The following is a 12320-nucleotide window of genomic DNA, read 5'->3' on the forward strand; positions in this document are numbered from 1 at the left end:
CTAGCACGATGTTACTAGCAACAAGCCGGGGTAATCTTTATTATCTGGCGTCTTTTTACTAGGTTAGGAGCGCGACATGGATAAGCGAGCACCTTGGGTTATCACGCTCTTATTAGTAACAACCGCATATACCACACAGGTATTTGGTAATACCTCACTAAAGATCATCGCATCATTCACAGTGATTGAAGATTTAGTTAAGCGGGTAGCTGGCAACAACATCAGCATTAAGACCGTTGTTCCGGCCGGGGAGGATGTCCATCGCTGGGAATTAACGCCCCCCAATGTATTGGCCATTGAGGAGGCCGATATTGTTTTTTTTAACGGGCATGGTTTAGAGCCCTGGATGCGCCACGTAGAAGCGATGGCCCATGACAGCCTCACTCTAACCGCCCTTGCAGAAAATGCCGACTATAAGCCTTTACCAATTTTAACCGGTCAGTACAAAGGTAACCCAAACCCCCATATGTGGATGGACCCTAAAGGAGCAGCTGCTTACGTGGAGGTCATTGCCAAAACCCTAAGCGAACACTACCCCGAACACGCAGCAGCATTTAATGCGCGAGCAACTGGTGCAATCGAAGATTTAACGCTGCTGGACCAACAGCTATCAGAGCGCCTAGAGGGCATTCCCCAAACCAATCGCCTGCTCTTTACCAGTGAAGCTGGGATGAGCTATTTTGCCCGCGCTTATGACTTTGAAGAGGCGTCCATCTGGGGGCTAAATCATGAAACGCTAGGCAGTGCTCAGGCCATGGAATCAATGAGCCAGCGGCTGGTTGACAATCGCCCACAGGCGCTATTTTATGAAAGCACCGTTCCCTTTATTCACATGGATGCCCTTGCCCGTGAGGTCGGCGTGCCCCTTAAAGGCCCACTGTATGTGGATACCCTGAGTGCCACAGACGGCCCTGCCTATAATTACCCCGCAATGCTGCGCCACAACGTGGAGCAGTTGCATGAAGGCCTTGGCGGAGCACGGGCAGAGTAGCCCCAGGCTCACTCCATCAACGCTGACAGTGAGCTAATTAACAAATCCGGCTGGCTCTGCTCTATTGGTTCGCCATGGTTATAACCATAGGGCACCGCCACGGTGGTAAAACCTGCGGCTTTTCCCGCTGCTATATCGTGGCGGGAGTCACCCACCATCACGCTTGCTGAAGGCGCTATATCTAACTGACCTGCAGCGTGCAGCAACGGCAGCGGGCTGGGCTTCTTCTCAGCTAATGAGTCGCCACCTAGGCAAAGAGTGAACTGCGACAGTAGCTCGAAGTGGCTTAAAATCGGGGCAATAAAGCGTTCCGGCTTATTGGTGATTAATACCAGTATGTATCCCGCCGCATGCAAGGCATTAAGCGTCTTCCGCACCCCAGGATAAAGCTGAGTAAGTGCATTGGGCGCCGCGTCATAGTGGCGCATAAAAGCATCATAGGCTCTAGCCTGTAAAACTTGATCCGGCACCTGCTCCAGCGCCCAGTTAAGCGCTCTTTCTACCAGCACTGGTGCGCCATTACCCACCCAATCGCGCACATTAGCTTCACTGGGCGCAGAGAGTCCCACTTCCCTCAGGGCTTTTTGCACGGCTACCGTCAAATCCGGCACAGAATCAATTAAGGTGCCATCTAAATCAAACGCAACTAACCGCTTTCCCTGCAAAATGGTATGCACGCTGCTGCTCTCCCGTTTGGCCATTGCGGCGCTTAATATCCAAGGTAATCACTATTACTTTTGCTATCTTACCTAGGGCATTTCATCCGGCAAACTAGAATCAGCGGACTAGCATCGACAAGCTAGAAAGCTCTATGCTGTGATTATCTTAAGCAAGGGGAGCGTTATGGCTATACCACGAATTGTAATTGTGGGCGGCGGTGCGGGAGGGCTTGCACTTGCTACACGCCTTGGGCGCACGCTAGGCAAAAAAAAGCGTGCTGAAGTCGTATTACTAGACCGTAATGCTACTCACGTATGGAAGCCGTTGCTGCACGAACTTGCCACTGGAGTCCTTAATTCCAGCATGGATGAGGTGGACTATCGTGGTCACTCCTCAACCCATCACTATCGCTACCAACGCGGCTCACTGAACGGCCTGGACCGAGAACAGAAAGTCATTCATCTCGCTCCGATACTGACCGAGGATGGTGAGGAAGTTCTTCCTGCCAGGGAGCTGCACTACGACTACCTGGTGCTGGCCCTTGGTAGCGTTTCAAACGATTTTGGCACCGAGGGCGTCGCTGAACACTGCCACTTTATCGACTCGCCCCAGCAGGCTAAGGCGTTCCAGCGCGATATGATTAACACTTTTTTGCGCTATACCGACCCCAAGCTACGCCAGCATACTCAATTAACTATTGGTATTGTCGGCGGTGGCGCCACTGGTGTAGAGCTTTCTGCAGAGCTGTTAGACGCCTCGCGCCTGCTTAACGCCTACGGTGTTACCGCCCTTGATCACCAAACTATCAGCGTCCATTTGATCGAAGCTGCCCCACGCTTACTGCCCGCCCTTTCTGAGCGAATTAGCCAAACCGTTCAGCAGGAGTTAGACAACATGGGGGTATCCGTACACGTAAACACCTCTATTCAGCAGGCCCAAAAGTACCAATTAGTGACGGGTGATGGGGAGATTATTAAAACCGACCTAAACGTATGGGCTGCGGGTATAAAGGCACCGCCCTTCCTGGCTGAACTTGGTTTAACAGCGAATAACAAGAACCAAATCAAGGTGACTCAAACGCTTCAGAGCGTGGATGATCCGCATATTTTCGCCATGGGTGATTGCGCCAGCTGCCCCCAGGGGGAAGAGAGCACTGTACCGCCCCGCGCCCAGGCGGCCCATCAACAGGCCAAATTGTTGGCTAAAAACCTGGTCAACATACTAAATAGTAAGCCGCTAATAGAGTTTACCTACCGCGACCACGGCTCACTGGTGTCGCTCGCTCGCTATGACGCAGTAGGTAACTTAATGCGTAGCTCCGCTTCCCGCGGGCTATTTTTAGAAGGCTGGCTGGCGCGCCAGTGCTACGCATCGCTTTATCGTATGCATCAGCTGTCTATTCATGGCGCGCCTAAAACGGGGCTGACATGGCTAGTCGATAAGCTAAACCGCTACCTAAAACCCCGCATGAAGCTGCACTAACAAGCTGCTTTGGCCTGTTGGTTTGAATTGCGGGTTTGAATTGCTGGTATGAACTGCTGGTTTAGCGCTTCACCTTGACCAGTTCGTTACGCAGTTGCTGAATAACGCTGTCGTAACCATGGGGGTCTTTGGATTGGTGGGCATTGAAAATCGCCGAGCCAGCGACAAAGGTGTCAGCCCCTGCAGCAGCGATATCAGCAATGTTGTCTACCTTTACACCGCCATCAATCTCTAACCGGATCGGACGGCCAGAGGCATCAATGCGTGCCCGCGCTTCACGCAGTTTATCCAGCGTTCCAGGGATAAACGACTGGCCACCAAAGCCAGGGTTAACGCTCATCAGCAAGACCATATCGATCTTGTCCATAACGTAATCCAGGTACGCAAGCGGGGTTGCTGGGTTAAACACCAGCCCCGCTTTACAGCCACCATCGCGGATTAGCTGTAGCGAACGGTCAATATGCTCAGAAGCCTCTGGGTGAAAGGTAATATAATCCGCCCCTGCCTCAATAAAGTCGCTGATCATACGGTCAACCGGCTTCACCATCAGGTGCACATCAATAGGTGCAGTAACGCCGTGCTGGCGCAGCGCTTTACACACCATAGGGCCAATGGTCAGGTTGGGCACATAGTGGTTGTCCATAACATCGAAGTGAACAATATCAGCACCGGCAGCCAACACATTATCGACCTCCTCACCAAGCCGCGCAAAATTAGCGGAGAGAATCGAAGGGGCTATCAGAAAGTCGTGCGCAGCGGACATAATGCGTTCCTTGGTTAGCTGGGGTAGTAAGCGCATATCTTACCAGAGCCATCCACGAAGCCCCATCATCACTCGCCAAGCCCTATTATCATTTGCCAAGCCCTATCATCATTTGCCAAGCCCGTCATGCTGTCCCCGCATAGGCGAACGTAGCAGCACACTTATATTCCCAAAAAGAATATAAAACACAATTGTAATTCCACAATTACAGGTATAACCTTAGTGCCATTGCGATAAAGTCGCCCCAGAATTTAAGGAATCAGCCATGTCTCTGCCAACTTTTTCACGTACTCACTTCCGCCGTAGCCTGCTAACTATTGCCCTTGGCGCAGCGGTAGCGAGTGCTGCAGTATCCAGTACGGCGGCTGCCCAAGAGCGGGAGTTACTGAACTCCTCTTACGATATCGCCCGTGAACTCTTCAGCGCTATCAACCCTGAGTTTCAAGCTTGGTGGCAAGAAGAGCACGGCGAAGAGATTGGTATCAACCAGTCCCACGGTGGCTCTTCCGCACAGGCGCGCGCGATTCTGCAAGGCTTACGCGCTGACGTTGTGACCTTCAACCAGGTTACCGACGTTCAAGTACTTGCTGATGCCGGTTTAGTGGCTGAAGATTGGCAGGAGGCCTTTGAGAATAATGCCTCCCCTTATTACTCTACTACCGCGTTTTTGGTGCGCAAAGATAACCCCAAGGGCATCGAAAGCTGGGATGATTTGGTGAAGGAAGACGTTCGCATGGTCTTCCCTAACCCTAAAACCTCCGGTAACGGCCGCTATACCTACTTAGCTGCCTGGGGCTTTGCTGAGAACGAGTTCGACGGTGACGAAGAGCAAATCCAAGACTTTATGCGCACCTTCCTGCGCAATGTAGCAGTATTTGATACTGGCGGCCGTGGTGCCACCACAAGCTTTATCGAGCGCGGCATTGGCGATGTACTGATCAGCTTTGAATCGGAAGTGAACAATATTCGCAGCGAGTATGGCAGTGATGACTACGAAGTGATCGTGCCGCCGGTCAGCATTCTGGCCGAGTTCCCGGTGGCGGTGGTTGGCCCCAACGCTGAACGTAATGGCAATAGTGACCTGGCCCAGAGCTACCTTGAGTATCTCTACAGTGAAGAGGCCCAGCGTCTGTTGGCAGGATTTAACTACCGCGTGCACAACGAGACCGTGGTCGCAGAGTTTGCCGACCAGTTCCCAGAAACCGAGCTGTTTGAAGTGGAAGATGTGTTCGGTAGTTGGGAAGAAGCCATGGAGGCCCACTTTGCAGGTGGCGCCCTACTTGATCAACTGCAGCGTCGTTAACGGAACATCATGCGCCAATTAGCATTATGGCGGCCCGGCAGCACTCGCGTGCTGCCGGGCTTTGGCCTTTCAATGGGTATCAGCGTGCTGTTCATCTCGCTGGTACTATTACTGCCAATTACCGGCCTGTTTGGCCAGTTGGCTGGGCTTAGCCTTGCCGAGTACTGGGCCATTATTACCGAAGGCCGTGTTGTGGCCAGTTACATGGTTACTATCGGCGCTGCGGCAGTTGCCGCCCTGGTCAATGGGGTATTCGGCTTACTGCTAGCCTGGGTGTTGGTACGCTATGAGTTTCCAGGCAAGCGTCTGCTGGATGCCTTAATGGATTTGCCCTTCGCGCTGCCTACTGCAGTTGCAGGTATTACGCTTGCCACGCTTTATGCGAGCAACGGTTGGATGGGCAGTATACTGGAACCCCTAGGCTTTCAAGTAGCCTATACCTGGGTAGGTATTGCACTGGCCATGGCGTTTACCAGCATTCCCTTTGTAGTGCGTACGGTACAGCCAGTACTCGAAGATTTACCTGCCGAGGTAGATGAAGCGGCAATGTCGCTTGGGGCAACGGATGGTGTAGCGTTTCGCCGGGTCATCATGCCGCACCTGTGGCCTGCGCTAGTCACCGGTACCGGGCTTGCCTTTGTACGCTCGCTGGGCGAGTTCGGGGCGATTATTTTTATCGCTGGCAATATGCCCTACGAGACTGAAATTACTGCATTGATGATTTTCGTCAAACTGCAGGAGTACGACTACGCAGCAGCCTCGGCCATTGCATCCGTGGTGCTATTTGTGTCGCTTGCTCTGCTGTTGGCAATCAATATTTGGCAAGGCCGATTTGTGCGCCGCTTGCACGGAGGTAAGGGGTAATGCGTAGAATTGGTGACGCGCCCTCGGTGCGGCGTTTATTGATTGGCGCTGCGCTTTTGCTATCAGCGCTATTTTTGCTGCTACCACTAGTCGCTATTTTCGCTCAGGCGTTTTCCCAGGGCATGGCAGTATTTTGGGCTAATGTGAGCAATACGTTTACCTTACATGCGATCGGCCTCACCCTCATTATTGCCCTGCTGACGATCCCCATTTGTTTGGTATTTGGCGTTGCGCTGGCATGGCTGGTTACCCGTTTTAGCTTCCCTGGGCGGCGTATTCTACAAACGCTGATTGATATTCCGTTTGCCGTTTCACCCGTGGTAGCAGGGCTTATCTACCTACTGCTCTATGGTCGTAATGGCTGGATTGGCGGCTGGCTAGATACTCATGATATCCAGCTAATGTTCGCCTGGCCCGGCATTTTAATGGTGACGATTTTTGTTACCTGCCCGTTTGTGGCGCGGGAACTGATTCCGTTAATGCAGGCCCAAGGCTCCCGTGAAGAAGAAGCGGCTGTGACGCTGGGTGCTTCCGGCTGGACTATCTTTCGCAGGATCACCCTTCCCAACATCCGTTGGGCTTTGCTGTACGGCATTATCCTTACCAATGCCCGGGCAGTGGGTGAATTTGGTGCGGTATCGGTGGTCTCAGGTGCTATTCGCGGGCGAACCAATACGTTACCGCTGCATTTAGAGCAGCTCTACCAGGACTATAACGCCGTGGGCGCCTTTGCCAGCGCTTCACTACTGGCCCTAATTGCTCTGTTAACCCTTGCGGCCAAGGCAGGCCTGGAATGGCGCGCGTCGCGTCGGGAGGCTTTGTTATGAGTATTCGTTTAGAGCGTATTGCCAAGCACTTCGGTAATACCCAGGCGCTTGAACCAATCAATCTAGATATCCAGGAAGGCGAACTTGTCGGTTTGCTAGGCCCTTCTGGCTCAGGCAAAACCACCCTGCTGCGCATTATTGCGGGGCTTGAGAGCGCTGATCGCTCGCCTACGCCGGGTAAAATTATCTTTGGCGACCGTGACGTGACCAATGTTCACGTGCGCGACCGTCGTATTGGCTTTGTTTTCCAGCACTACGCGCTGTTTCGTCATATGAGCGTGTACGATAACGTCGCGTTTGGCCTCACCGTTATGGCTAAAAAACATCGCCCTTCAAGCGGCGAGATTCGTGCACGAGTATTTAGGCTACTGGAAATGGTGCAGCTGCAGCACTTAGCAAACCGTTTGCCAGCCCAGCTCTCTGGCGGCCAGCAGCAGCGTGTATCGCTTGCCCGCGCCCTGGCCGTTAAGCCTGATGTACTGCTACTTGATGAGCCATTTGGCGCACTTGATGCCAAAGTGCGCCAGGACCTGCGCCGCTGGTTGCGCCGACTACATGAAGAACTGAACTTCACTAGCGTGTTTGTCACCCACGACCAAGAAGAGGCGTTGGAGCTATCCGACCGTGTCGTGGTGATGAGCAATGGTCGTATTGAGCAGATCGACACACCCGACAAGCTCTACCGCTCGCCGAAAAACCGCTTTGTGTTTGAGTTTTTAGGCGATGTGAATCATCTGGAGGGGCGTGTTCAAAACGGCGTACTCACCTGCGGTGATGCCCACTTGAACGTTGAGCTACCCGACGGCGATGAAGAGCTGCTGCTACGACCTCACGAAGTCCGCCTAACCGAGCAACCCAGCGCTGAAAGCCACTTACCAGTCACCATTACCGCTATTTCACCGGTGGGTGCGGAGGTACGCGTTGAGCTGGAAGCCGACTGGCTGGCGAAACCATGGCTAGCAACCGTGCGCCATGCGGATTTTGAGCGCTTAGAGATGCGCCGTGGCCAGCGCTTGTTTGCCCACCCACGCCAGTGGCATCGGTTTAAAGACACGTCTCCTCAGCCGTCTGAACAAACACACGTCGCTTAATATCTTTTCAGTAGAAACGTAGCGGCTCGGTAGAACATAGCGACTCAGTAGAAACATAGCTGCCTCCTAGTGGGGCGGCTAAGCCTTGATATTGATTTTGGTTGACTCACATACGCATTTGCCTAAAGGTCAGGCTAACCCTAGGCCCTACGTTTTTCTTGGTTTTAGGAAGACTGTGTAACCAATTTTTCTGAGTCGTGCTTTTCATGATTAACAAACTACCGTGAGCTAGATTCAGCGATACACGTTCACCGGACTTTTTATGTTTAAACGAAAATCTTCTTTCGCCACCTAAGGTCAACGCCCCAATAGCCCCATTGTCAATCAACTCCTTCTCGCCATCACTGTGCCAACTCATGCCCTCGTCGCCTGAGCTATAAAAATTACACAGGCACGAGTTGAATAACTCTCCGCTGCTATGCTCTACCCGCTGTTTAATCTCCTGCAAGAAATCAGGCCATATTAAAGCCACTTTTGTATGACCGGAATACTTATAGGGAACAGGCTTATCCGCATACCATGCCACCTTTCTTTTGGTGATAATTTCTTTCCCATAAATAAAAGCGCGATCACTCTCCCAGTTTAAGCTATCTATACATTGGGCCAGATACAGATCAGCCGTAACAGTGTCTAGAATGTTGCCGCAATAATAGACCTCACCCTCTTGTGGAAGTAGATTAATCAATTTTAAATCTTTATTTTCAAAAAGATCATTATGCATCATGCGTTAGCACCCTTTTTGCCCCTTGCACCCTGTCCTCAATGCCTCTTTGAACCCGATTCTCGCAAGGAGATCAGCGGCAATACAATCTTAGCGTATCAAATCTACAAACTTAAAACCCAAAACGACAAGTGAGCAAGAAACGGGTTTTTTCGACCGTGTCAGCAGGTAATACTCACTGTCATTGAGCATCAGCAAGAAAAGCAGTTAAACGCAGCCAATTACCTGGCTATTACGAATGGTTGCCCCAGAAGGAGAGGCACGGCAATGAGAACAATAGACTATATGCGACTACTCTCTTTAGCCGCTATCTGGGGAGCAAGCTTTCTTTTTATGCGGATTACGTCACCGGAAATCGGAGCAGTTAACACAGCATTTTTTAGAGTTTTTTTTGGTCTCACCGGGCTGACTATACTTATCTTTTCTATACAAAAAAGCCTAGAGTTCAGGGGGAAATTAGGTAAGATTTTAATTCTTGGCACTATTAACTCAGGCATTCCATTTCTTATGTACGGAATAGCCGCCACACTGTTACCTTCTGGCTACTCCGCCATTTTAAATGCCACAACGCCTTTAATGGGTGCCATGATTGGCTTTTTTGTCTTTAGTGAGACTTTATCCATTAGAAAATGGCTAGGTATAATGCTCGGTATTATTGGCATTGCCGTCATTACTACTGTGGGTGACTCAAATGTAGCAGGCAATATATTCATTGGCGTTATCGCCTGCATGGTAGCCACTATTGGCTATGGTTTTGCCAGTTTTTTAACAAGGCGCTGGATAACTCAGCAGGGAGGGCTAGATTCAACGCTGGTTGCATTTGGCAGTCAATTAGGCGCGACTATATTTCTGACACCCTTCTTAGTGTGGACGATTGCAACCGGCCCCAACATCGACTGGTTCCAAGGTGACATTTGGCTTAGCCTGCTGGCACTTGGTTTTGTATGCACCTCTCTGGCTTATCTCCTTTATTTTAGATTAATCGCAGACATCGGTCCGTTACGCTCTCTGACCGTTACTTTTCTCGTGCCCCCTTTCGCTGTGTTATGGGGTTTTTTAGTGCTCGACGAAACGATTTCCAGCGGCTTTTTGCTTGGGTCTCTCATCGTTTTACTTTCAGTTTGGTTAATTGTTAGCCCCGACTCCCAAACACAAAAAATAGCATAGTGTATTCAAGCATTGATGACGTTACATACCGTCAACGCAGCACTCGCGCTATACTGGCGTTTTAGAATAGCGGAGGAAAACCAATGCGTCGGCGTCATTTTTTACGCTTTTCTGGCGCGCTGCTAGCCAGCGTTATGTTGGTTGGTTGTGCAAGCCCTCAGTATCTTCAGCTTAGCCCCCAGCGAAGCGCTAGCGTACCGCAAACCGGCTCTGGGCAGCAGGTTACGGTCATTGTGGCAGACGCCAGAGACAGTGAAGTGATTGGCACTCGATCGGGTGGTAATATGTCGACCGCTCAAATTACCGTAAATAGCCATGAGCTCATTCCGCGCTTGCAGGCAGAAACCGAGCGAGCCGTTCGCGACATGGGCTTTAACCCAACTCGTGAAGCCGCTCAGGGGCGTCCTTCCTTGAAGCTTGAGTTGGCCAGCCTCCATTATGGTCGTGGAGATAGTGGACAACCGCTGGTAGATGAAGCACGCATTGAAGGGGTGTTCCGGGCAATTGCCCAGAACAAAGGCTCTACCTATACGGGAACTTACACCTCACGGCGTACCCAAGGCTATGCGATCAAGCCCGGCGAAGACGCCAACACCCGCATGCTGAACGACCTGTTAAGCGATGGGCTCAACCGTGCATTCAGTGATCCAGAACTTGGCCGCCTACTCGCCCGCTAGAAGAGTCGCTAGAAGAGTATAAGCTGCTATATCAGGCGTGGCTCTCTTAAACGAGCGGGCCACGCCGCTTTAATGCCCACACACTTTCACAACGCCCCCGATCGTCCGCCTCTCCATTTTCAAGCAGTTCAAGACGAAAATTAGGTGTCATCAAGCGTTCAATTTCCTGGCCCGATACACTGAACGGCGGCCCTGCCTCCTGATCATCGTGGGTTAAGCTGATTAATAGGCCTTGAGCCCCGGGTGGTACTAGCTGGGCTAAATGAAAGGCGTAGCGCTCACGGGTTGCTGGTGGCAGCGCGATTAGCGAAGCACGGTCATAAAATGCCCCGACCTCCGCTGCCTGCTGAATATGTAAATGAAAAAAATCGCCGCACCACAGCTCTACATTGCCCTGACGCGACACATCAAACCCTGCCTGGGGATAACGGGCAACACCGGCGCTACGCTGGGCAAAGAACTGCTCTATCGCTTCCGGCGCGAGTTCAATGCCCAACACTGGGTGCCCCTGTTCAGCCAACCAGCGCATATCCAGGCTTTTGCCACATAGCGGCACCAGCACCTTGGCCCCAGGCCCAACCCCGAGCGCAGGCCAATAGCGGACCAGCGCAGGATGCGTTTCATGCAAGTGAAAGCCGATACGCCCCTCTTTCCAGCGCTGCCGCCAGGGGTTTTTCATTACTATACCCCCTCGCTTAGAACCAACGGTCACGCTTTTTACGACGGCGCGGTAAGTGCGGGACAATCAGCCCCAGCAGTAAGCCTGCGCCAGCCACGCCACCACCATACATAAAGTAGCGCATTAGCAGGTCTTCTTCCTGGGTATCCAAGCGCGCTTGTAGTGCACGCACTTGTTGGCGAGACTGCTCCGCCTCACTGTCTAGCTCGCGGTTGCGCGCTTCTAGCTCGGTAATGCGCTGCTCGCGGATTTCCAAGGTTTCCCGCATGGAGCTAACGCGCTGCTCCCAGGTATCATTAATTCCCTCTAACTCTTCGGTGAGTTCACCGACCTGGGATTCAAGTACCGGCAACTGCTCACGCGCACTGGGCGTTTGCTGCAACTCGCCGCTTAATACCCACACCGTATCGCCATTGTTACTGCGCACACGAGTGTAGTTACCGCTGGTTTCAAGCACTTCAACCTGCTCACCGGCATTGAGCGTTCCCACAATACGATACCCATCCGTGGGACCGCTGCGTACATAGGTGCTCAATTCGTCGCTTACCCAAGCCTGGCTATCAGACTGGGCAAACGCAGCAGTGCCGCTAACACTTAACAACACGCCAACGGCGGCTGCATAACAACTCGAACGAAATTTCTCTACTGGCATGACGTCATGTCCTGATCATAAAACGTGCGTTGGCCGACGAAGCCACCCGCACGTATCGCTTATAGCATTGCGCTTGTCTTAGGCGCTTACCCTTCTCCGCGGGGAGGCAGCGGAAAGGGACGAGGAAACTCCGCAACGCGGGCATCGCTTTTTACTGCCTTTAAAGGGCCTTCGCGCTCTACTTCATCAATACGCACAATCGCATTAAGCGGTAGATAACTGCGCTTCACTCCTTCAAAGGTCCGTTGCAGCTTTTCCGCTCCAGGATCAACAACTACCCGCGAGGCATCATCGAAGACAAACTCCTCGACTTCAATAAAGCCCCAGAGTTCGCTTTGAAAGATCTCTCTTACATATAAATCCCAAATTTCACCCTGCTGGTGAACCACCACACGATAGATCGGCTTAGCCGCCATCTTGGCCTATTCCTCTTGCCATTTGAA

General features: G+C 52.0%; 14 protein-coding genes. 8 read left to right on the forward strand and 6 right to left on the reverse strand.

Annotation, left to right across the window (positions count from 1 at the left end; genetic code table 11):
- The first annotated feature begins 76 nt into the window (after positions 1 to 76).
- Complete coding sequence (locus tag CPA45_RS12890; protein ID WP_096652004.1) at positions 77 to 991, forward strand: metal ABC transporter substrate-binding protein; 915 nt, start codon at positions 77 to 79, stop codon at positions 989 to 991.
- 8 nt (positions 992 to 999) lie between these two features.
- Here the strand turns inward: CPA45_RS12890 and CPA45_RS12895 are convergent, their stop codons facing one another.
- Positions 1000 to 1668, reverse strand: a complete 669-nt coding sequence (locus CPA45_RS12895; RefSeq protein ID WP_096652196.1) for a phosphoglycolate phosphatase — start codon at positions 1666 to 1668, stop codon at positions 1000 to 1002.
- A 166-nt stretch (positions 1669 to 1834) separates the two neighbouring features.
- Here CPA45_RS12895 and CPA45_RS12900 point away from each other — a divergent pair, with 166 nt between their 5' ends.
- Positions 1835 to 3133, forward strand: coding sequence for an NAD(P)/FAD-dependent oxidoreductase (locus CPA45_RS12900; RefSeq protein ID WP_096652005.1), 1299 nt, complete (start codon positions 1835 to 1837; stop codon positions 3131 to 3133).
- A 61-nt stretch (positions 3134 to 3194) separates the two neighbouring features.
- On the opposite strand, the gene rpe is transcribed toward CPA45_RS12900, so the two are convergent.
- Positions 3195 to 3896, reverse strand: coding sequence for a ribulose-phosphate 3-epimerase (gene rpe / locus CPA45_RS12905; RefSeq protein ID WP_096652007.1), 702 nt, complete (start codon positions 3894 to 3896; stop codon positions 3195 to 3197).
- A gap of 265 nt (positions 3897 to 4161) precedes the next feature.
- Between rpe and cysP the strand changes: the two genes are divergently transcribed.
- Genes cysP through CPA45_RS12925 form a run of 4 tightly spaced genes read left to right on the forward strand, consistent with a single transcriptional unit; the run spans position 4162 to position 7981 of the window.
- Positions 4162 to 5199 carry a thiosulfate ABC transporter substrate-binding protein CysP gene (cysP, locus tag CPA45_RS12910; RefSeq protein WP_096652009.1) on the forward strand — a complete coding sequence of 346 codons (1038 nt, stop codon included), beginning with the start codon at positions 4162 to 4164 and terminating at the stop codon, positions 5197 to 5199.
- 9 nt (positions 5200 to 5208) lie between these two features.
- The gene (gene cysT / locus CPA45_RS12915) at positions 5209 to 6063 is read left to right on the forward strand and encodes a sulfate ABC transporter permease subunit CysT (RefSeq protein WP_096652011.1); all 855 of its coding nucleotides are present in this window, start codon (positions 5209 to 5211) and stop codon (positions 6061 to 6063) included.
- Complete coding sequence (gene cysW, locus CPA45_RS12920) at positions 6063 to 6890, forward strand: sulfate ABC transporter permease subunit CysW (RefSeq protein ID WP_096652013.1); 828 nt, start codon at positions 6063 to 6065, stop codon at positions 6888 to 6890. Before cysT ends, cysW begins: the two co-directional genes overlap by 1 nt.
- Positions 6887 to 7981 carry a sulfate/molybdate ABC transporter ATP-binding protein gene (locus CPA45_RS12925; RefSeq protein WP_096652015.1) on the forward strand — a complete coding sequence of 365 codons (1095 nt, stop codon included), beginning with the start codon at positions 6887 to 6889 and terminating at the stop codon, positions 7979 to 7981. The genes cysW and CPA45_RS12925 overlap by 4 nt, the downstream gene beginning before the upstream one ends.
- Positions 7982 to 8087: 106 nt before the next feature.
- Here CPA45_RS12925 and CPA45_RS12930 read toward each other — a convergent pair whose 3' ends face one another.
- A complete protein-coding gene (locus CPA45_RS12930) occupies positions 8088 to 8705 on the reverse strand; it encodes an alpha-ketoglutarate-dependent dioxygenase AlkB family protein (RefSeq protein WP_096652017.1) in 618 nt (205 codons plus the stop codon).
- A gap of 264 nt (positions 8706 to 8969) precedes the next feature.
- On the opposite strand from CPA45_RS12930, the gene CPA45_RS12935 reads away from it, so the two are divergent.
- Entirely contained in the window at positions 8970 to 9869 is a 900-nt protein-coding gene (locus CPA45_RS12935) for a DMT family transporter (protein ID WP_096652019.1), read from the forward strand.
- 83 nt (positions 9870 to 9952) lie between these two features.
- The gene (locus tag CPA45_RS12940) at positions 9953 to 10546 is read left to right on the forward strand and encodes a YajG family lipoprotein (RefSeq protein WP_096652021.1); all 594 of its coding nucleotides are present in this window, start codon (positions 9953 to 9955) and stop codon (positions 10544 to 10546) included.
- A gap of 46 nt (positions 10547 to 10592) precedes the next feature.
- Here CPA45_RS12940 and tmpT read toward each other — a convergent pair whose 3' ends face one another.
- The 3 genes from tmpT to CPA45_RS12955 form a co-directional block, all read right to left on the reverse strand.
- On the reverse strand, positions 10593 to 11225 hold the full coding sequence (gene tmpT, locus CPA45_RS12945; RefSeq protein WP_096652023.1) for a thiopurine S-methyltransferase: 633 nt from the start codon (positions 11223 to 11225) through the stop codon (positions 10593 to 10595).
- Positions 11226 to 11241: 16 nt separating this feature from the next.
- Positions 11242 to 11877, reverse strand: a complete 636-nt coding sequence (locus CPA45_RS12950; protein WP_096652025.1) for a TIGR04211 family SH3 domain-containing protein — start codon at positions 11875 to 11877, stop codon at positions 11242 to 11244.
- An 86-nt stretch (positions 11878 to 11963) separates the two neighbouring features.
- Positions 11964 to 12293, reverse strand: coding sequence for a DUF1820 family protein (locus CPA45_RS12955; RefSeq protein WP_009100748.1), 330 nt, complete (start codon positions 12291 to 12293; stop codon positions 11964 to 11966).
- Between the last annotated feature and the right edge of the window lie 27 nt (positions 12294 to 12320).

This window comes from Vreelandella nigrificans (genome assembly GCF_002374315.1).
Classification (GTDB): Bacteria; Pseudomonadota; Gammaproteobacteria; order Pseudomonadales; family Halomonadaceae; genus Vreelandella; species Vreelandella nigrificans.

Coding starts and splice junctions, on each gene's coding strand:
- CPA45_RS12890 (WP_096652004.1), top strand. CDS start 77: ATGGATAAGCGAGCACCTTGGGTTATCACGCTCTTATTAGTAACAACC.
- CPA45_RS12900 (WP_096652005.1), top strand. CDS start 1,835: ATGGCTATACCACGAATTGTAATTGTGGGCGGCGGTGCGGGAGGGCTT.
- rpe (WP_096652007.1), bottom strand. CDS start 3,896: ATGTCCGCTGCGCACGACTTTCTGATAGCCCCTTCGATTCTCTCCGCT.
- cysP (WP_096652009.1), top strand. CDS start 4,162: ATGTCTCTGCCAACTTTTTCACGTACTCACTTCCGCCGTAGCCTGCTA.
- cysT (WP_096652011.1), top strand. CDS start 5,209: ATGCGCCAATTAGCATTATGGCGGCCCGGCAGCACTCGCGTGCTGCCG.
- cysW (WP_096652013.1), top strand. CDS start 6,063: ATGCGTAGAATTGGTGACGCGCCCTCGGTGCGGCGTTTATTGATTGGC.
- CPA45_RS12925 (WP_096652015.1), top strand. CDS start 6,887: ATGAGTATTCGTTTAGAGCGTATTGCCAAGCACTTCGGTAATACCCAG.
- CPA45_RS12930 (WP_096652017.1), bottom strand. CDS start 8,705: ATGATGCATAATGATCTTTTTGAAAATAAAGATTTAAAATTGATTAAT.
- CPA45_RS12935 (WP_096652019.1), top strand. CDS start 8,970: ATGAGAACAATAGACTATATGCGACTACTCTCTTTAGCCGCTATCTGG.
- CPA45_RS12940 (WP_096652021.1), top strand. CDS start 9,953: ATGCGTCGGCGTCATTTTTTACGCTTTTCTGGCGCGCTGCTAGCCAGC.
- tmpT (WP_096652023.1), bottom strand. CDS start 11,225: ATGAAAAACCCCTGGCGGCAGCGCTGGAAAGAGGGGCGTATCGGCTTT.
- CPA45_RS12950 (WP_096652025.1), bottom strand. CDS start 11,877: ATGCCAGTAGAGAAATTTCGTTCGAGTTGTTATGCAGCCGCCGTTGGC.
- CPA45_RS12955 (WP_009100748.1), bottom strand. CDS start 12,293: ATGGCGGCTAAGCCGATCTATCGTGTGGTGGTTCACCAGCAGGGTGAA.